Below are 17785 nucleotides of genomic sequence, written 5' to 3' on the forward strand. Positions count from 1 at the left end.
CGGGCGTTCGCGTGTCCGGCCCGCCACGGGACGAGACTAGGCGGGCAGGACAACCACTTTCGCCCCGTCCGGAACGCGGCGATGAAGATCGATGATGTCCTGGTTCATCATGCGAATGCAGCCGGAGGACACCGCCTCGCCGATCGACCACGGCTCGTTGGTGCCGTGGATGCGGTAGAGCGTGTCCTTGCCGCCCTGGAAGAGGTACAGCGCGCGGGCGCCGAGCGGATTGGTCTCGCCCCCCGCCATGCCGCCCGCCCAAGGCCGGTATTTGCTGGGCTCGCGGGCAATCATCGCGTCGGTCGGCCGCCAGCTCGGCCATTCCCGCTTATAGCCGATGGCAGCGGTGCCGGAGAATTCGAGGCCCGCCCGGCCAACCCCGACGCCATAGCGCAGCGCCTTGCCGTTCTCCTGGACCAGGTAGAGAAAGCGGTTCTTCGGGTCCACCACCAGGGTGCCGGGCGGCTGCCCGGTGGGGTCGTCCACCAATTGGCGCACGTTGCGGGGCTTGAGTTCGTCGGGGTCGACGCCGGGAATACTGAAACCCCGGTCCTCCAGGGCGCCGTAACGCGCGGCATCGGCGGGCGCAACGCGCGGGACTTGCGCGGCAGGGGGCGCTTCGTTCGATGCGGTGACACAGGCGCCGAGCACCAACGGCAAAACGAGCGCACATATCAGCGCACGGGCAGGACCACGCCCCGCGCGATGGACCCGCGCCCGGCAGCTTTCAGGCACCTCGCCCCTCATTGTTCCGCGGCCTGTCGGCGGCGTGCTTCCGCCACCGCCCGCTTGAAGCTGGCATAGTCGAGCGTCGAGGTCAGCAGCGGGCCGACCAGATAGGCCGGGGTCCCCTGGAGCCCAAGGGATTCCGCCTGCGCGTTGGTGCGCTTGAGCAGCGCCACGATCTCCGCGCCGTGAAGCTGCGCGTCCATCTCCAGGCGGCCCATGTCCACACCCGAGGCCTTCACCGCTTGGACCATCTGCTCCTGCGGAATCTTGCGACCGGGAATGCCCATCAAGGCGGTGTGGACCACCTCGTATTTGCCCTGGAACTTGGCCGCAAGGGCGAGCTTCGCGCCATAGACGGAGGCTTCCGTGAGGATGGGCCAATCCTTGTAGACAAGGCGGATGTGGCCGTCCTCGGCGACGATCCGCTCCAGATCGGGCGCCGACTTCTTGCAGAAGGGGCAATTGTAGTCGAGGAACGCGACGATGGTCACGTCGCCGTCCGGATTGCCCGCGGTCGGTGCATCGGGATCGCGCAGAATGGCGTCCACGTCGACGCCCTGGGCAAAGGCCTGCCGTCCTCCCGCCAGCGCCAGGGCGGGCAGAAAGAAGGACAAGGCGGCGAGGCGGATAAGGTCCCTGCGTCGCATGAAATCTCCGATGGATGGGGTGGGAGTCATAGACCGGCCTTCGCCATGAGGCCGTCGATATCCGCGCTGGTGATCGCGCCGATGAGGCGGGAGCCCGGAACCTCGCGTCCCGAGGCATCCAGCAAAAACAGAGTCGGCGGGCCGACGATGGAATAGCGGGACATGAGCGCGCGCTCGCCCGCGCCATAGTCCGTTACGTCGGCATCGATGCGCGGCACCTGCGCCAGCCGCAGCTGCACGCTGGGCTCGGCCATGACCGCCTCGTTGGACTTGCAGACGGTGCACCAGCCGGCGGTGAAGGAAACGAGCACCGGCCGGCCCGAAGTGCGGGTCTCGGCGAAGGCGGCATCGAGGGCGGCGGGCGAGGATACGCGCACCTCGTCTCCCACCCTCGCGGACGGCCCCGGCAGCGCCGCGAGAAAGCCGAGGGGACGCAAGGGGTCGCCCGCGCCTCCCGCAGCACCCACCAGGAGCACGGCGCCGTAAAGCGCGGTGGCGAGCCCCGCCGCTTTGCCGAGCCGCGCCGCCGGAGGACTGCTCCGCGCCATCCGGTCGAACCCGCCCAAAAACACGCCGAGCCCGAGGGCGAGCACGCCCCAGAGCGCCACGCCAGCGGGCGCTGGAAGGACCCGCCCGGCCAAGACCACCGCCACCCCCAGGAACAGCACGCCGCAGGCCTGCTTGATCCGCACCAGCCATGCCCCGGAGCGGGGCAGGATCCGCGCACCGAAGGTCCCGGCCACCACCAGCGGCATCGCCATGCCGAGGCCGAGCATGAACAGGGCCGCACCGCCGCGTGCCGCATCGCCCGTCTGCGCCGCATAAAGCATGGCAGCGGCCAAGGGGGGTGTCACACACGGCCCCACAACCAGCGCGGAGGCAAAGCCGAGGGCACCGGCGCCGAGCAGCGAGCCGCCGCCTTTTGGGGCAAACCCGGCGCGCGAGAGCCGGGTTCCGAGCCAGGCGGGCATCGAGATCTCGAACAGGCCGAACATGGACAAGGCGAGGGCCAGGAACATCGCTGCCATGAGGCCCAGCGCCCATGGCGTCTGCAATGCCGCCTGCAGGTTCGCACCCGACCAGCCGGCGGCAATGCCGAGCACGCCATAGGCCACTGCCATGGCGAGACCATAGCTGGCCGAGAGGGCGAAGCCGCGGGCCGGTGTCGGCCGCGTGCCGCCGCCGGCAAGGATGCCGGACAAGATGGGCAGCATGGGAAACACGCAGGGCGTGAAGGCGAGCAGCAGGCCAAAGCCGAAAAACGCCAGCAGCAGCAGGCCAAGGCTTCCGCCGGACAGCCCTCCAGCCTCATCCGCCGCCCCGTCTGCCCCCGCGTCCGATGCCACATCAGCAGGTTGGGCGGGCGCCACCGGCGGCGCTGCGGCGGCCGGCGCCTCGAACGCGGACGCTGGCGGCGGAGTTTCGATGCGCAACGTCGCAAGCTGCACCTGCCGCGTCACGAGCGGATAACAGATGCCGGCTTCCGCGCAGCCCTGGAACGAGACCTGAAGGCCGCCCGCCCCAGGCTGAACCGCAGCCGTCGCTTGCGCGCTGGTGTGATAGACCTCGACGATCCCGAAATTGGGATCGTCCTTCTTTTCACCGGGACTGGTGGCGAGGGGAACCGCGGCGCCGGCGAGCGTCGCTTTCAGGCTGTCGCGATAGAGATAGGTCCCCGGCGCGATCTGCCAGCGCAGCGCCAGCGTGCCGTCGGCGGCGCGGGTGGCGGAGAGGCGAAAGGCATCGTCCGCCTTCAGCGGTTTTTGTTGCGCGCCTGCGGGCAAGGCCCCCGTCACGGCGCAGGCAAGGACGCAGAGCGCCGCGTATAAGGGTTTCATCCCGGCTCGGGAAAGCGTTCTCATCACCATGAGGCGCTCCCTCGGCCGCTCACCTTAAGCCAGCCTTAAGCTGGCGGGATAAAGTCGCGGCAGGCAGGAAGGTGGAGGCATGCGCATACTGGTGGTCGAAGACGATCCGGTCCTGATGGACGGGCTCAAGGTGGGGCTCGGCCTTGCGGGCGCGACGGTGGACGAAGTGGCCACCTGCGCCGATGCGCGCGCCGCCCTCGCCGCAAGCCGCTTCGACGCGGTGGTGCTCGATCTCATGCTGCCGGACGGCTCGGGGCTCGACCTTCTTGCGGCCATGCGCGCCCGGGGGGACGTTACGCCGGTGCTGCTGCTCACCGCGCTGGATGAGACCGGCGACCGCGTGCGCGGCCTCGATGCGGGGGCCGACGATTACCTCGGCAAGCCGTTCGACCTCGACGAACTCGCCGCCCGTGTGCGCGCCATCGCCCGGCGCGGCCAGGGCCGGGCAAGCCCGATGCTGACGGCGGGAACGCTGGTGCTCGATCCCGCCACCCTCGCGGCCAGCGTGGAGGGGCGGGCGATCCCCCTCTCGCGGCGGGAATTCGCCGTGCTCGCCGCTTTGATGGAGCGGCCGGGCGTGATCCGCTCCCGCAGCGAGATCGAGGAGCGCCTCTACGGCTGGCAGGAAGAAGTAGAGAGCAACACGGTGGAAGTGCACATCCACAATCTCAGGACCAAGGTGGGGCGCGACGCCATCGAGACGGTGCGCGGCCTCGGCTATCGGGTCCGGGGGGCGCCATGAGCTCGCTGCGCCGCCGCCTGTTCGTGATCCTGCTGGTGTCCACCGGTGCCATCTGGCTGAGTGCGGTGGGCTGGATCTATCTCTCCAGCCGCGCCGAACTGGAGCATGTGCTCGACACCCGGCTCCAGGAAGCGGCGCGGATGGTTCATTCCCTGGTCGCCGGCGGCAACATCGCCGCCGCGACCCAGGCCGCGCCGTTTCAGGAAGCGGGCTACGAGCGCCAGGTCTCCTGCCAGATCTGGTCGCTGGACGGAAAACTGGTCGCCCGCTCCAGCGGCGCGCCCGAGGAGGAACTGGCCGGGCCGGCGGAGGGCTTCTCGCACCGCGAGGTAAACGGCGAGCCCTGGCGCGTCTACACCATCCTGGACACGGACAAGGGCGTGCGGGTGATGGTCGGCGACCGCACCGGGCTGCGCGACCGGCTGGTGCGCGATCTCGTGGCCGGGTTGCTGGGGCCGGTGGTGTTGATCGTGCCGCTGCTCGGGCTTTTGATCTGGGTGAGCCTCGGGCGCGGCCTCGGCCCGCTCAATGCGGTTGCCGGAGACATCGCCGCCCGCGACGCGGAGGATATGCGGCCGGTCTCCCCCGGCGACGCGCCGGCGGAAATCCGCCCGCTGCTGCAAGCCCTCAACGGTCTGTTTGGCAAGGTGGAGGCGGCGCGGCGGCACGAGCGCGAAGTGACCGCCTTCGCCGCCCATGAATTGCGCACGCCGCTCGCGGGCCTGAAGACGCAGGCCCAGATCGCGCTGGCCACCGGCGATGCCGCAACGCGGGATGGCGCCCTGCGGCAGATCCTGGTCTCGGTTGACCGGACCGCGCGCCTCGTGCGCCAGCTTCTCGTGCTGGCGAAACTGGACGCCGAGCCCCAACCGTCCCCCGATGAGAGCGTCGACGCCGGGGCGCTGCTGCGGGACATCGTCCATAACTCCTCGCCGCCAGCCGGGATCGGCATCACGCTCGACGCGCAGCTCGATGGCCTGCGCCTGAGGGGCAATCGCGAGGACCTGCATCTGGTGCTGCGCAATCTCCACGAAAACGCCGTCGAGCACATGGCCGGCGAAGGCCGCATCGCCTGGCGCCGCACGCCGGAGGGGTTGTGCGTGGAGGACGAGGGGCCGGGCATTCCCGCCGAGGAACTTCCGCGCGTGACCGAGCGGTTCTTCCGGGGGCGGCACCGGAGCGCGGGCGGAAGCGGGCTTGGCCTCGCCATCGCCAGCCTTGCCGCATCGCGCGCCGGCGCGCGGCTCCGCCTCGACAACCGGGTGGACCGGACCGGCCTTCGGGCGCACGTGGCGTGGCCGTGAGCCAAGTCCCGGCTTGAGGTTGCGACCGGCTCCGCCCGGTCATAGACGTCTTTCGAAGACGTCTGGCCGGATCAGAATCAGAAGCGCTCGCCCACCATCTCCTCGCTCTTGGCCCAGAGCGCCTCGGCATGGTCGGGATCGAGCGCGTAGGAGCGCACGCCCTCGCTGACCGGGTTGATCAGCCCGTCAGTCACGGTCGAAACGTGGCAGTTCTCGCAATAGCGGCCGCCGACTTTGTCGGCATCAGCGACCGCACCGGCCCAGACCGAGGTCGCGGCCCCCTGCGGAATGGTCTTCCATTGGAAGGGCGGCTTGCCCTCGGCTGCCAGCTCCGCGTTGATCCGCTCAAGCATCTGTTCAAGGGTGCCGGCGCCGATATGGCGTCCGAGTTCGGTCCGGATGCCGCCGGGATGCAGCGCCGTCGCGCGCACGCCGCGATCCCGGTACCGTCGGTCGAACGCGACCGCGAACAGGATGTTGGCGGTCTTCGAGCGTCCGTAGGCGACCATCGGATCGTAGGGCGTGCGCTCGAAATTCGGATCGTCCAGGTCCACGTCCGCGTAACGATGGCCGGAGGAGGCGACATTCACCAGCCGCCCGCCCGATGCGATCAGCGGGGCGATGCGGTTGATCAGCACGAAATGGCCGAGATGGTTGGTGCCGAACTGGGTTTCGAAGCCATCCGCCGTATGGCCGAAGGGCGCCGCCATCACACCCGCATTGGCGATCACGAGGTCGAACCGCCGGCCATCGGCAAGAAGAGCGTCGGCGCAGGCGCGGACGCTGGCCAGCGAGGCAAGGTCGAGCTGGACCAGCGTGAACCCGCCCCCGTTCGCCGCCTGGGCACGCACGGGGGCCGTCGCTGCTTCCGCCTTATGGAGATCGCGCGCCGCGCCGACCACCTGTGCCCCATGCGCCGCGAGCGCGCGCGCCGTCTCCACGCCCAGACCGGCTGAAACGCCGGTGACGAGCACGCGCTTGCCGCCGAGATCGACACCCGCAAGCACGTCGTCGGTGGTGGATGTTGCTCCGAAAGGCCGGGCCATGCTGTTCTCCTTGATCAGTGGACACACCTCTCCCCGCCACCGCGGCATCATTGCCTGCGGGCCGGCGTTGAGTTAAAAGGAGGGCGCCTCCGCTTTTAAATACGGAGGCATCCTCCGTTTATCAAGAGGTGATTTTCACGTGGCCGACGACGGCGATCCACAGGCTGTCCGCAAACCTCGCGCCGACGCGCAGCGCAATCGCGGGCGCCTGCTCGAAACGGCAAAGGTGGCCTTCTCCGAAAAGGGATCCGGCACCAGCCTCGACGAGATTGCGCGCGCGGCGGGCGTCGGCATCGGCACGCTCTATCGGCACTTCCCCACCCGCGACGCGCTGATCGCGGCGGTGTATCGCAACGAGACCGACCAGTTCTATGCGGCAGCGGCGCGGCTCGCGCAGACCCATCCTCCGGTGGAGGCGCTGCGCGAGGGGATGCTGCTGTTCGTGGACTATATGGGCACCAAGCTGGGAATGTCGGAGGCGCTCAACTCGATCGTCGGTGGAACCTCGGAGCTTTATGCCGCCTCCGGCGCCCAGGCGAAGCATACCATCACGATGCTGGTCGACCGCGCCGTCGCGAGCGGCGAGATCCGTCTGGACATCGACCCGCTCGACCTGTTGCGGGCGCTGGCCGGGGTGGCCAACATCAGCGCGGGCCCAAACTGGAGACAGGCCGCAAGGAGCCTCGTCGACATCCTGATCGCGGGCATCCGCACCGGGGGTGGAAAGGGAAAGGAAAAATCACTCTGATCTTTCCGTGCCCGCTTTTCCAACAGGTGCCCTGGCAGGCACAGAATTCCCGCCTGGAAGCATACACTCGGCGTTGCGCCAGAGGCGGAGGTTGGCTTCTGGCGCGGAAGCAGACATGCGTCGTTGCTTCGTTTTCGCCTCACACCGATTGTCGCACCCGAATAAAGTCGATGAACGCGCGAAGCGGCGGAGGCACCAGCCGCCGATCCGAATAATAGAGGAAAGGCCCGGGGAAACTCGGCCACCAGTCCGGAAGAACCGGCTCCAGCGCGCCGCTTTTCAGGAGCGGCGCGATCCAGGCTTCGAAGAGATAGATGACCCCTGTACCCGCGATCGCCGCCTCGACCGCGAGGTCGATCGCCGGTCCCATGTTGACGAGCAGCGGGCCATCGCCCTCGATCATCACTGTCTCTCCCTCCCGCTCGAACTCCCAGGCGGGGCTCGCGCCGCTCGAGAAGCGTCCACGAAGGCAGGCGTGGTCCAGCAGGTCACTCGGATGGCCGGGCCGCCCTCGGGCGTTCAAGTAGGCGGGCGCGGCGGCGCATGCAAACCGCTGGATACGCGGGCCGATCGGGACGGCGATCATGTCCTGTTCAAGCCGCTCGTCATACCGGATGCCGGCGTCGGCTCCCGCGGCCAGCACGTCCACGAAACTGTCCTCCGCCGTGATCTCCAGCCGGATTTGCGGATAGGCCGCCAGGAAGGCCGGCACGAGATCGGGCAAGACGAGACGCGCGGCGCTCACCGGCACGTTCAGCCGCAAGGTCCCGGCAGGCTCGTCGCCAAACCGCCCGACCCTCGACAAGGCGGCGTCCACCTCGCTGAGGGCCGGCTCTAGCCGGGCCATCAGCCGAGCGCCCACTTCGGTCAGGCTGATGCTGCGCGTCGTCCGATGCAGGAGGCGCGCGCCAAGTCGCCCTTCGAGTCGTCTCACCGCATCACTGAGAGCCGACGCGCTCGTGCCCTCGATCCGGGCCGCGTTGCGGAACCCCCGCGCACGCGCAACCGCGATGAAGGCGTGCAGGTCCGCCAAGTCGTGAGCCATTGTTCGGTATCTCGCACAGGCTGTCCGGATTGTGGGCGATTATCGCGCACTGCGGCAAGGTCTATATGTCTTGCGTCCCCAGGGAGAACGACCATGACAACCCCGACCTATTCCTTCGCCGGCCAGACAGTGAACCGTCTGGGCTACGGCGCCATGCAACTGGCTGGCCCCGGCGTGTTCGGCCCTCCCAAAGATCGCGACGAAGCCCTCGCCGTCCTCAGCGCCGCGCGCGACGCCGGCGTCAATCACATCGACACCAGCGACTTCTACGGCCCGCACATCACCAACCAGCTGATCCGGGAGGCGCTTCATCCCTACCCATCGGATCTGCTCATCGTGACCAAGGTCGGCGCCGTTCGCGGACCCAACGCCGAGTGGTTTCCGGCCTTCTCACCCCAAGCCCTGGCGACCGCCGTCCACGACAATCTGAAGAACCTGGGCGTGGATGTCCTGGATGTGGTCAACCTGCGTGTCATGTTCGACGTCCACGGCCCGGCCGAAGGATCGATCGAAGCTCCCTTGACGGCGCTCGCCGAGCTCCAGCAACAGGGCCTGATCAGACACATCGGCCTCAGCAACGTCACGCCCACGCAATATGCGCAGGGCGCCGCCATCGTTCCGATCGCCGGCGTGCAGAACCAGTACAATCTGGCCCACAGAAGCGACGACGGCTTCATCGACCAACTGGCCGCCGAGGGCGTCGCCTACGTGCCCTTCTTCCCCTTGGGGGGCTTCTCGCCGCTCCAGTCCCAGGCCTTGACGCAGGTCGCGAGCGAGCTCGGCGCCACTCCCATGCAGGTCGCCCTCGCCTGGCTGCTGCGCCGTTCGCCCAACGTCCTTCTCATTCCAGGCACCTCCTCGACCGCCCACTTCGCCGAGAACCTCGCGGCGTCCCGCCTGGAGATCCCCGACGCCGCCATGAAGGTCCTGGACACCATCGGCGGCCCGGCAACGCGCTAATCGCCTGAGAAGACAGCGGGCTCCTCCAGCGGGCCCGAGCGCGGGCGCTGTATTCTTGTCCGTCGCCTCGGGCGCGCCGGGTCCCGGATCGCCCGCTTGGTCCGATCGACCCCTCGCGGATGCGGATCCTCCCCTTTGGGGTCCGCCGAAGCCGATCCCAAGCATTCCGGCGCTCCCGAGGGGTCGCGAGCGATATGGTACTTTGACACCTCCAAAAAACTTGCTCGATGTCCTTGAGGAAAAATCGTTTTCCGCCGGAAAGGGCCAGTTTCCTTCAGTGACTGAACGTTGCTGGACATGTTATCCAAGGCCAAGCTTAGGATCGTCCCAGACCGATCCAACAACGATCCGGGGAAGAACGATGCGACTTGCGGCTGGCTTCGGGCGGATCGTGCGCCCTTCGTTCGTGGCATCCACCTATCTCGCATCCACCTGCCTTGGCGGCCCGCTCCTTCTCCCGTTCTTCTCAAGCTCCGCTACGGCACAATCGATCATCTGCGTGGCGGCCAATTGCGCTACCGACAATGCCACCTGGTACACCGGGTGGAGCAATGGTGCACAAGGCACCAACTCATCGGACAATGATAATCCCGGCGGGACCGGATCCGACGGCGGCCAGGCTTCGATCACCAATACCGGCATCACCGGCCTTGCCATTTACGCCACCGCCCTGGGCGGCAACGGCGGCAATGGCGCGCCGGCCGGCTGGGACGGAGATCACCCGACGCAAGGCCCCTCGGCGGGCGGCGCGGGCGGCACCGGTGGCACCGCAATCGCGACCAATAACGGCACCATCTCCATCGCGGCGGGCGCGGTCTACGCCCGATCGGCCGTGAATGCCTTCGCACCCGGCGGCGACGGCGGTAACAGCCAGAGCGGCTCGGGATGGAACGGCGGGGCGACAGGCGGTTCAGGCGGCACGGGAGGGACCGCTACCGGCGAGAACACCGGCATTCTCCTGCTCTATGCCGATGGTGCAAGCGGCATCTTCGTCCAGTCGGACGGCGGCAACGGCGCCCCCGGCGGAGATTCCGGCTTCAGCTCCGGAACCGGCAATAGCGGAAGTGGTGGAAAAGGTGGAAATGCCAACGCCACCAACGCGCAAGGCGCAAGCATCACCACCTCGGGCAACGAAGCAGCGGCAATCCTGGTCCAAGCCCTCGGCGGCCGCGGGCGCGAGGGCGTCGATCCCGAGAACGACCATGGCGCCGGCAATGCCGGCAACGGCGGGAGCGGCGGCACCGTCTCGGCCAATAACGCCGGATCCCTGCTGACCACCGGCACCGGCTCCGCCGGCATTTGGGGCAACGCCAGCGGGACCGTTGGCGCCAAGGGTGGCGGCGACGAAGGATCGGGCAGCCCCGGCGGTAGCGGCGGCGCGGGCGGCCAGACGACCATCGTCAATTCGGGCAGTGTCATCACGTCTGGCGCAAGCGCCACCGGCATCGGCGCCCTTGCAGCCGGCAGCAAAGGCGGCCTCGGCGGCTTTGGTGCGTCGGAATATAATTCGAAAGGTTCGATCGGCGGGACCGGCGGCGCGGGCGGGACGGCAAGCATCACCACCGCCACGACCTCTGCGATCGTCGTTCAGGGGAGTTCCGCCTACGGCCTGTTCGCCAATGCGGACGGTGGCGATGGCGGCGATGGCAACGGCAACACAAGCGTCGACATGCCCGCTCCGGGTGGTGCCGCTGGCAAGGGCGGCACCGCCTCGATCACCGCCGCCGGCACAATTTCCACCTCCGGCGAGGCCTCAGCCGCCATCAAGGTCGAGGCGCGCGGCGGCAAAGGCGGCGAAAGCAATGCGAGCGGCTCCCAGGCGATCGGGGGAATCGGCGAAAGCGGTGGCACCGCAACCGCCACGGTTGCCCTGACCGCCAACGCCTATGGCGGCGCGACCACCACGGGAACCGAGACGGACGCGGTCCATGTGGACGCGAGCGGCGGCAAGGGCGGCAGCGCGCTGGTCGGCGGTCTGGGCGGCGACGGCGGCACCGCCAATGCCTTCATTACCGGCACGCTGATTGCGGCCGGAGCAACAAAATCCTCGGCGGTCACGGTCTTGGCGGAGGGCGGCACCGGCGGCGGCACCAAGGCTTCGCGCAACAATGACGGCACCCTCGGCGGCCCCGGCGGAACGGTGGCGATCACCATCGGCACCGACCAAAGCGGCATGACCCTGATCTCGACCCTCGGGACCCATTCCGCCGCAGTCAAAGGGAGCGCAAACGGCGGCGCCGGATCGGCGGCGGCCCCCGGCGATGCTTATGGCGATGGCGGAGACGGCGGCACGGGTGGCGCGGGTGGATCGCTGACCCTGCAGGTCTATTCCGGCAGCAGCGCGACCACACGGGGCGACAATTCCGCCGGCCTTTATGCCGCGGCCGAGGGCGGTGCCGGCGGGCAAGGCGGCAGTTTCGCCACCGGCGGCACCGGCGGCGCCGGCGGCACGATCACCCTCGCCAATGCGGGAACAATAACCACCACGGCCGGTGACAGCACCGGCATCTATGCGGTCGCCAAGGGCGGCAACGGCGGCTCCAATCCGAACGATGATGCCAGCAATCTGCAGGGATATGGCGGCACCGGCGGCAAAGGCGGTTCGGTCACCGTGTCCAATGCGGGCACCATCTCGACGGCGGGCGCGCATTCGCATGGCCTCTCCATCGATGCCCGCGGCGGCGATGCGGGGACGGCAGCCTTGGGCCATGGCGGGGTCGGCGGCGGCGGATCGATAATCCTCACCACCACCAGTTCTTCGGTGATTACCACCACGGGGACCGAGTCCAGCGCGATCAAGGCGGATGCATCGGGCGGCACGGGCGGCACGATCAACATCACAGCCGCCGGCATCGTGACCACGACCGGCACCGATGCTCCCGCCATTTTCGCCAAGAGCGATGGCGGGCTGACAACCCCCGACGCCGGTGTCGGCGGCGCGGGCGGAACCGTCACTGTGACGGCCGCGCTCGACCTGCCGAATAACGCGCCGACCACATCGGCCGCCCGCTCGGCGGGCGTTCTGCTGCGATCCTACGGCGGCGACGGCCAGGGCGGGAACGCGGCGGGCGGCGCGGCCGGAAACGTCACCCTTGGGCTCACAGGCACCGTCATCACCGGCACCAGCGCCGTCGGCGTGGATTATTCCAAGTCACCTGCCGCCGAGATCGACAGCGCGGGCGGCGACGGCGGCAACGGTGAAGACGGCGCCGGCGCACGCGGCGGAGACGGAGGCAGCGCCGTCACCGCAACCGCCAGTCTCACGTTCGGCAGCGCCGCCGGCACGGCCGCGCGAGCCACCACCTATGGCGCGGATTCGGCAGGACTGTCGGTGAAAAGTCGTGGCGGCGCCGGCGGTGAGGGAAGCTATGCCAATGCAGGCGATGCCGATGGCGGCGACGGCGGCACGGGCGGCGACGGCGGGACGAGCAGCCTCACCAGCTACGCCTCCACCTGGATCGTCACCTATGGTGATAAATCCGCGGGCCTTTATGCGCTCAGTACCGGTGGCGACGGCGGCGACGGCTCGAAGCAGAACGGCGATTTTGGAAATGCCGGAAATGGCGCGCTCGGCGGCTCCGGCGACCTGGTGTCTGTCACCAATTCGACCAGCATCACCACCTACGGAAAAGACTCCTACGGCATCTACGCCGCCGCCCTTGGCGGCACGGGCGGGGCGGGCGGCGTCTCCACCGAGACCTTCGATTCCGATGGCGGCGCGGGCGGCGCGGGCGGAAGCGGTGGCTCGACCAGCGCTGATTTCGCGGTCACCGTCGTCAATTCGAGCACCATCGCCACCAGCGGCACCGGCGCCTATGGGATTTATGGGCTCAGCGAGGGCGGCAAAGGCGGCGATGGCGGCGGCGCCAACGGCTACATCTATGTCCAGGGCGGCAACGCTGGAAATGGCGGCGTCGGTGCCAATGTCTCGCTGAACAACCGCGGTAATATCAGCACTTCGGGCGATCAGGGCTACGGCATGATGGGGGCATCCATCGGCGGTGGCGGAGACGCCGGCGGATCCGGCGCGGGTATCGGCCTGATTACCATTACGGTGGGTGGCAACGGCAGCGGCGGCGGGGCCGCCGGCAGCGTCACCCTGACCAATAGCGGCATCATCCAGACCAGCAATGATTCCGGCATCGGCATGTATGGCCTGAGCGTGGGCGGTGCTGGCGGCGTAGGCGGCACGGTGGGCACGACCACCGGCACCTTCGAGGTGCCGACGGTCGCCGTGGCCCTGGGCGGCGGGGGCGGTTTCGGCGGCGACGGCTACACAGTGAATGTCTCCAACCTCGGCACCATCACGACCTTCGGCGCGGACGCGATGGGCATCGCCGCGTTCAGCATCGGCGGCGGCGGCGGCTCAGGGGGCAATGCCAATTCCACCTCCTACAGCGTCGGCTATGGCAAAGTGCCCAGCATAAGCGTCACCCTCGGCATCGGCGGCACGGGCGCCTATGGCGGCAATGGCGGCCAGGTGGCCGTCACCAATGTCGGCTCCATCAGCACGCAGAGCGACGGAGCCTATGGCATTTACGCGCTTTCGGTCGGCGGCGGCGGCGGCAATGGCGGCAACGCGACCACTTCCACCTACAGCTACGGCTCGTCCCTGGTCGTCGCCGTGTCGGTTGCGGTCGGCGGCAAGGGTGCCGGTGGAGGCATGGGCGAAATGGTGACGGTCGCGAACGATCCCGGCAGCGCGATCCTGACCTCCGGCAACGGCGCCGACGCAATCTATGCCGCCAGCATCGGCGGCGGCGGCGGCAATGGCGGCACCGGCACGGCGGCGACCTCGGTGAGCCTGCCCTGGTCGTGGTCCGGCCAGCAGAGCGGCGTTGATCTCAGCACCAACATCATTCCGTTTTCCTTCAACGAATCCTTTGCGGCATCCATCGGCGTTGGCGGCTCGGCCGGCTCGGGCAATATCGGCGGAGCGGTCACCGTCACGAACTACGGCTCCATCGGCACAACGGGCATCGACGCACGCGGCATCTTCGCGCAATCGGTGGGCGGCGGCGGCGGCGCGGCAGGATCGGGCCAGGCGGCGGGAACCGACGACTACCAGTTGAACCTCTCCATCGGCGGAACCGGCGGAACCGGCGGCAATGGCGGAACCGTGACGGTCGGCAATACCAGCACCGCCAGCATCGTCACCTCGGCGGATGGGGCGCACGGCATCCAGGCCCAGTCGGTGGGCGGCGGCGGCGGCAGCGGCGGAACCGGCTCGGCCGACCCGGCCGGCGCCCTCGGAGGCGTGCTCGCCTATACGATCGAATCCGAGCTGAAGGCCATCCTCGCTGCCAAGCTGACCCAATACGCAAATTCTCACGCCCTGAAGATTGATTTCCCAACCACCGAGGCGAACATCGGCATCGGCGGCTCGGGGGGCGCGGCCGGCGACGGCGAGGCGGTCACCGTCACCAATGCCGGCAGCATCACCACCCTGGGCGATGCCGCGTTCGGCGTATTCGCCCAGTCGGTGGGCGGCGGCGGCGGCAATGGCGGCGCGGCCACGCTCTCCGGCAGCAATGTCATCAATGTGGATGTGGGCGTGGGTGGCTCGGGCGGGGCGGCAGGCACCGGCGGGACGGTGACCGTCTACAACACCTCTGCCATCTTCACGTCCGGCGATTCATCCTTCGGCATCCTCGGCCAGAGCGTGGGTGGCGGCGGCGGGCTCGGCGGCCTTGCCGTGGATTCCACAAGCCTTTCTCTGACCGTTCCCATCACCATCGGCGGCTCCACCGCAGCCAATCCCAACAACAACAACACGCTCCAGGGCGCGACCGGCGGCGCGAGCAAGGTCGATCTCGTCAATTTCAACACCGTCGCCACCACCGGCAACGAAGCCCATGCGATCGTCGGCCAGGCGATCGGCGGCGGCGGCGGCGTGTTCATTCTCAACCCCGAACAAGCGGGCCTCACCACCCCCACCAATGCCGAGATCACCTCGCTCGAAAACCAGATCATCCAGGGGCTGCTCGCCCTGGGCGTGGACCTCGACGCGATCGCTGCCGCCTATGCCCAGCAGCTCTATGCCGCGAGCGGAACGCTTTCCCTCACCATTGGCGGCTCGGCGGAATCCTCGGGGAATGGCGGCGCCACGAACGTGGTGAATTACGGCGCGATCACCACGAGCGGCGCCAATGCCTTCGGCATCCTGGCGCAGTCCATCGGCGGCGGCGGCGGTTTCGCCAGCGACGGCGCCGGCACCACCATGCCCATCATCGTGAACGGAGGCATCGGCGGGACCGGGACCGGGACCGGGACCGGCGGGCCGGTGGCGATCCGGCTCGGGGCCGGCAGCAGCATCAGCACATCGGGCGTCGGCGCCATCGGCATCTTCGCCCAATCCATCGGCGGCGGCGGCGGCTATAGCGGCGCCATGGACACGTCGGGCATGAGCTTTTCCACCGGCAACACCGCCGCGCCCGGCAGCGTAAGCGGCGGTCAGGTGAGCATCACGATGACCGAAGGCGCGCAAGGCGCCACCAGCATCACGACCACCGGTGCGAACGCCCACGGCATCTTCGCCCAGAGCCTGACCGCCGGCGGCGGGGCCATCGCCTCCACCCAGGGCATCGCGCTTCCCCCGGCGACCGGCCCGCAGCGCGGCAATTACGCCATGGCGACCGGAGAGGCCGGCGGGGTGATCATCGACCTCACAGGAACCATTTCCGCGACCGGCGCCGGCGCGGCCGGCATCTTCGTCCAAAGCGGGGTGCAGGCGGCCAACGGCGCCATCATTGGCGTCGGCGGAGCGATCGATATCTCATTCACCGGCACCCTCATCGGCGGCAGCGGCAGCGGCAGCGGCGCGGCGCTGGTGATGCAAGGGGGAAACATCGCAAACACCATATACCTCGAGCCCGGCAGCAATGTCAGCGCCCTCTCCGGCACCGCCATCATCGGCACTTTCGGGGCCTTCAGCATCGATAATTTCGGCACCATCTCGGGCAGCGTGGATCTGTCAGCCGCGCAACTCAGCCGGATCGAGAACAACCCCAGCGGAACGTTCAACATGGGTCCGCTGGTGGCCCTTGGCCAAACCACCGGCTACGCGACTACGCTCGGAACCCTGTCCAATGCGGGCACGATCAATCCCGGCGGCCGGGGCACCATCGCGACCACCGCGTTGCAGGGTAGTTTCCAACAGACCTCCGGCATTCTCGGCATCGATATCAATGCCGTCGTGAATACCCAGGCCAACGATCTGCTCACCGTCTCCGGCATCACGAATCTCGGCGGCAGCGTGCAGCCGATCGTCGGCGCCAACCTGCTGCCCGAGCAATATACATTTTTCACAAGCGGAACCGGCGTGATCACCGGCGCCCTGGCGGTGATCCAACCCTCGCCGCTTGGCGTCATCAGCTTCGGCGTGAGTGAGCAAAATTCCAATCTGATCCTCACCCCCACCGCCAATTTCGCGCAAACCGCAGTGCCGCTCACGTCCAACGAGCTGGCCATGGCGCAATCGCTGCAGCAGTCCTGGGCCAACACCTCCACCGGCCTGTCGCAGGTGTTTGCCAGCATCGCCAATGTGCAGACCGCGGCGGGCTACCAGAGCGCGCTGCAAAGCCTCGCCGGCGACCAGATGCAGGCCTCCGCGGTCAACCAGACCCGCGCCGCCCGCGCCTCCATGAACGCGGCGCTGAGCTGCCCGATGTTTGCCGGAAGCAGCACGCACCTGACCGAGACCGACTGCACCTGGGCGCGGGTGATCGGCGCGCGCGCCGAGCAATATGCCGACGGCAATAGCAGCGGCTTCACCCTCGATACCATCACCTATCGCGTCGGCACGCAGAAGGAGATCTTCACCGACTGGTTCGTGGGCGCCACCGTCGGTTATTCCGACAGCTCGCTGTCCACCAATAACGGCTTCGGCGCGTCCGATGGCGAAGCCGCCGACATGGCTTTGTCGGTGAAGCACCAGATGGGGCCGTGGCTGCTCTCGCTGGCCGGCCATGCCGGTTTCGGCAGCTATGACAACACGCGCAACGTCATCGTCGGGTCCAGCCGGTGGCTGGCGGAGGGAAGCGCCAGCGTGTTCACGGCCGGCGGCCGCGCGCGCGCCTCCTACGAATTCGCGTTCGCGAACTGGTATCTGCGGCCCTATGCCGATCTCGATCTGCTCTACACCTACATGCCCGGCTATTCCGAGAGCCAGGCCGGACCGGTGAACCTGTCCATCTCCTCGATCCAGCAATGGACCGTGGCTTTCAGCCCGGCGGTGGAGATCGGCGCGCGCATCGATCTCAGCCCGGACTATTGGCTGCGGCCCTTCGGCAGCGCCGGCGTGACGTTCCTCTCCAATGACAACATGACCTTCCAGAGCAGCCTCGCCGGCGCGGCGTCCTCGGTGCCCTCCTTCATCAATGCGGTGACCATGCCCAACACCTTGTTGGATCTGTCGGCGGGCATCCAGCTCGTCAATGCCAAGGGATACGAGGTGCGGGCCGAATATAAGGCGCAGATGGGCAATGATTTCCTCGCCCAGGAACTCAGCGCCCGCTTGGCGGTGCCGTTCTGACGCACGGTCCGATCAGATTGGACCACCAAGCTGAATATCGGCCACGACGAGATTCCAGAGCATTTTCGCGCGAGACTGCTTAAGCTGGTCGGTGGCAGCGCAAAGAGCGGAGCGATGCCCTCGGTCGCGCGCCGAGCCAGGCCTTCGCCGCTTTGGTTGGGCA

General features: G+C 68.2%; 10 protein-coding genes. 5 read left to right on the forward strand and 5 right to left on the reverse strand.

The window, feature by feature from the left end:
* Positions 1 to 36: 36 nt before the first annotated feature.
* The 3 genes from V5F77_RS04740 to dsbD are packed head-to-tail and all read right to left on the reverse strand — an operon-like array spanning position 37 to position 3214.
* Positions 37 to 735 carry a L,D-transpeptidase gene (locus V5F77_RS04740; RefSeq protein WP_429004176.1) on the reverse strand — a complete coding sequence of 233 codons (699 nt, stop codon included), beginning with the start codon at positions 733 to 735 and terminating at the stop codon, positions 37 to 39.
* An 8-nt stretch (positions 736 to 743) separates the two neighbouring features.
* On the reverse strand, positions 744 to 1376 hold the full coding sequence (locus V5F77_RS04745) for a DsbA family protein (RefSeq protein ID WP_429004177.1): 633 nt from the start codon (positions 1374 to 1376) through the stop codon (positions 744 to 746).
* A 26-nt stretch (positions 1377 to 1402) separates the two neighbouring features.
* Positions 1403 to 3214, reverse strand: coding sequence for a protein-disulfide reductase DsbD (gene dsbD, locus V5F77_RS04750; RefSeq protein WP_429004178.1), 1812 nt, complete (start codon positions 3212 to 3214; stop codon positions 1403 to 1405).
* A 109-nt stretch (positions 3215 to 3323) separates the two neighbouring features.
* Here dsbD and V5F77_RS04755 point away from each other — a divergent pair, with 109 nt between their 5' ends.
* Together V5F77_RS04755 and V5F77_RS04760 are read left to right on the forward strand one after the other, a co-directional pair.
* A complete protein-coding gene (locus V5F77_RS04755) occupies positions 3324 to 3986 on the forward strand; it encodes a response regulator (protein WP_429004179.1) in 663 nt (220 codons plus the stop codon).
* Positions 3983 to 5290 carry an ATP-binding protein gene (locus tag V5F77_RS04760; protein WP_429004180.1) on the forward strand — a complete coding sequence of 436 codons (1308 nt, stop codon included), beginning with the start codon at positions 3983 to 3985 and terminating at the stop codon, positions 5288 to 5290. Before V5F77_RS04755 ends, V5F77_RS04760 begins: the two co-directional genes overlap by 4 nt.
* 77 nt (positions 5291 to 5367) lie before the next feature.
* Here V5F77_RS04760 and V5F77_RS04765 read toward each other — a convergent pair whose 3' ends face one another.
* Positions 5368 to 6336: an SDR family NAD(P)-dependent oxidoreductase gene (locus V5F77_RS04765; RefSeq protein WP_429004181.1), complete on the reverse strand. Its 969-nt coding sequence runs from the start codon at positions 6334 to 6336 to the stop codon at positions 5368 to 5370.
* 139 nt (positions 6337 to 6475) lie between these two features.
* Between V5F77_RS04765 and V5F77_RS04770 the strand changes: the two genes are divergently transcribed.
* The gene (locus tag V5F77_RS04770) at positions 6476 to 7084 is read left to right on the forward strand and encodes a TetR/AcrR family transcriptional regulator (protein WP_429004182.1); all 609 of its coding nucleotides are present in this window, start codon (positions 6476 to 6478) and stop codon (positions 7082 to 7084) included.
* A gap of 139 nt (positions 7085 to 7223) precedes the next feature.
* On the opposite strand, the gene V5F77_RS04775 is transcribed toward V5F77_RS04770, so the two are convergent.
* On the reverse strand, positions 7224 to 8129 hold the full coding sequence (locus V5F77_RS04775; RefSeq protein WP_429004183.1) for a LysR family transcriptional regulator: 906 nt from the start codon (positions 8127 to 8129) through the stop codon (positions 7224 to 7226).
* A gap of 93 nt (positions 8130 to 8222) precedes the next feature.
* Here V5F77_RS04775 and V5F77_RS04780 point away from each other — a divergent pair, with 93 nt between their 5' ends.
* Both V5F77_RS04780 and V5F77_RS04785 read left to right on the forward strand, forming a co-directional pair.
* A complete protein-coding gene (locus V5F77_RS04780) occupies positions 8223 to 9089 on the forward strand; it encodes an aldo/keto reductase family oxidoreductase (protein ID WP_429004184.1) in 867 nt (288 codons plus the stop codon).
* A 361-nt stretch (positions 9090 to 9450) separates the two neighbouring features.
* Positions 9451 to 17622 carry a hypothetical protein gene (locus tag V5F77_RS04785; RefSeq protein ID WP_429004185.1) on the forward strand — a complete coding sequence of 2724 codons (8172 nt, stop codon included), beginning with the start codon at positions 9451 to 9453 and terminating at the stop codon, positions 17620 to 17622.
* The last annotated feature ends 163 nt before the right edge of the window (positions 17623 to 17785 follow it).

It is taken from the genome of Roseixanthobacter psychrophilus (assembly GCF_043195195.1).
Lineage (GTDB): Bacteria > Pseudomonadota > Alphaproteobacteria > Rhizobiales > Xanthobacteraceae > NCEH01.

Excerpts from the sequence above, each read along its gene's own strand:
- V5F77_RS04745 (WP_429004177.1), bottom strand. The coding sequence starts at position 1,376 with ATGCGACGCAGGGACCTTATCCGCCTCGCCGCCTTGTCCTTCTTTCTG.
- V5F77_RS04785 (WP_429004185.1), top strand. The coding sequence starts at position 9,451 with ATGCGACTTGCGGCTGGCTTCGGGCGGATCGTGCGCCCTTCGTTCGTG.
- V5F77_RS04760 (WP_429004180.1), top strand. The coding sequence starts at position 3,983 with ATGAGCTCGCTGCGCCGCCGCCTGTTCGTGATCCTGCTGGTGTCCACC.
- V5F77_RS04755 (WP_429004179.1), top strand. The coding sequence starts at position 3,324 with ATGCGCATACTGGTGGTCGAAGACGATCCGGTCCTGATGGACGGGCTC.
- V5F77_RS04765 (WP_429004181.1), bottom strand. The coding sequence starts at position 6,336 with ATGGCCCGGCCTTTCGGAGCAACATCCACCACCGACGACGTGCTTGCG.
- V5F77_RS04780 (WP_429004184.1), top strand. The coding sequence starts at position 8,223 with ATGACAACCCCGACCTATTCCTTCGCCGGCCAGACAGTGAACCGTCTG.
- V5F77_RS04775 (WP_429004183.1), bottom strand. The coding sequence starts at position 8,129 with ATGGCTCACGACTTGGCGGACCTGCACGCCTTCATCGCGGTTGCGCGT.
- dsbD (WP_429004178.1), bottom strand. The coding sequence starts at position 3,214 with ATGAAACCCTTATACGCGGCGCTCTGCGTCCTTGCCTGCGCCGTGACG.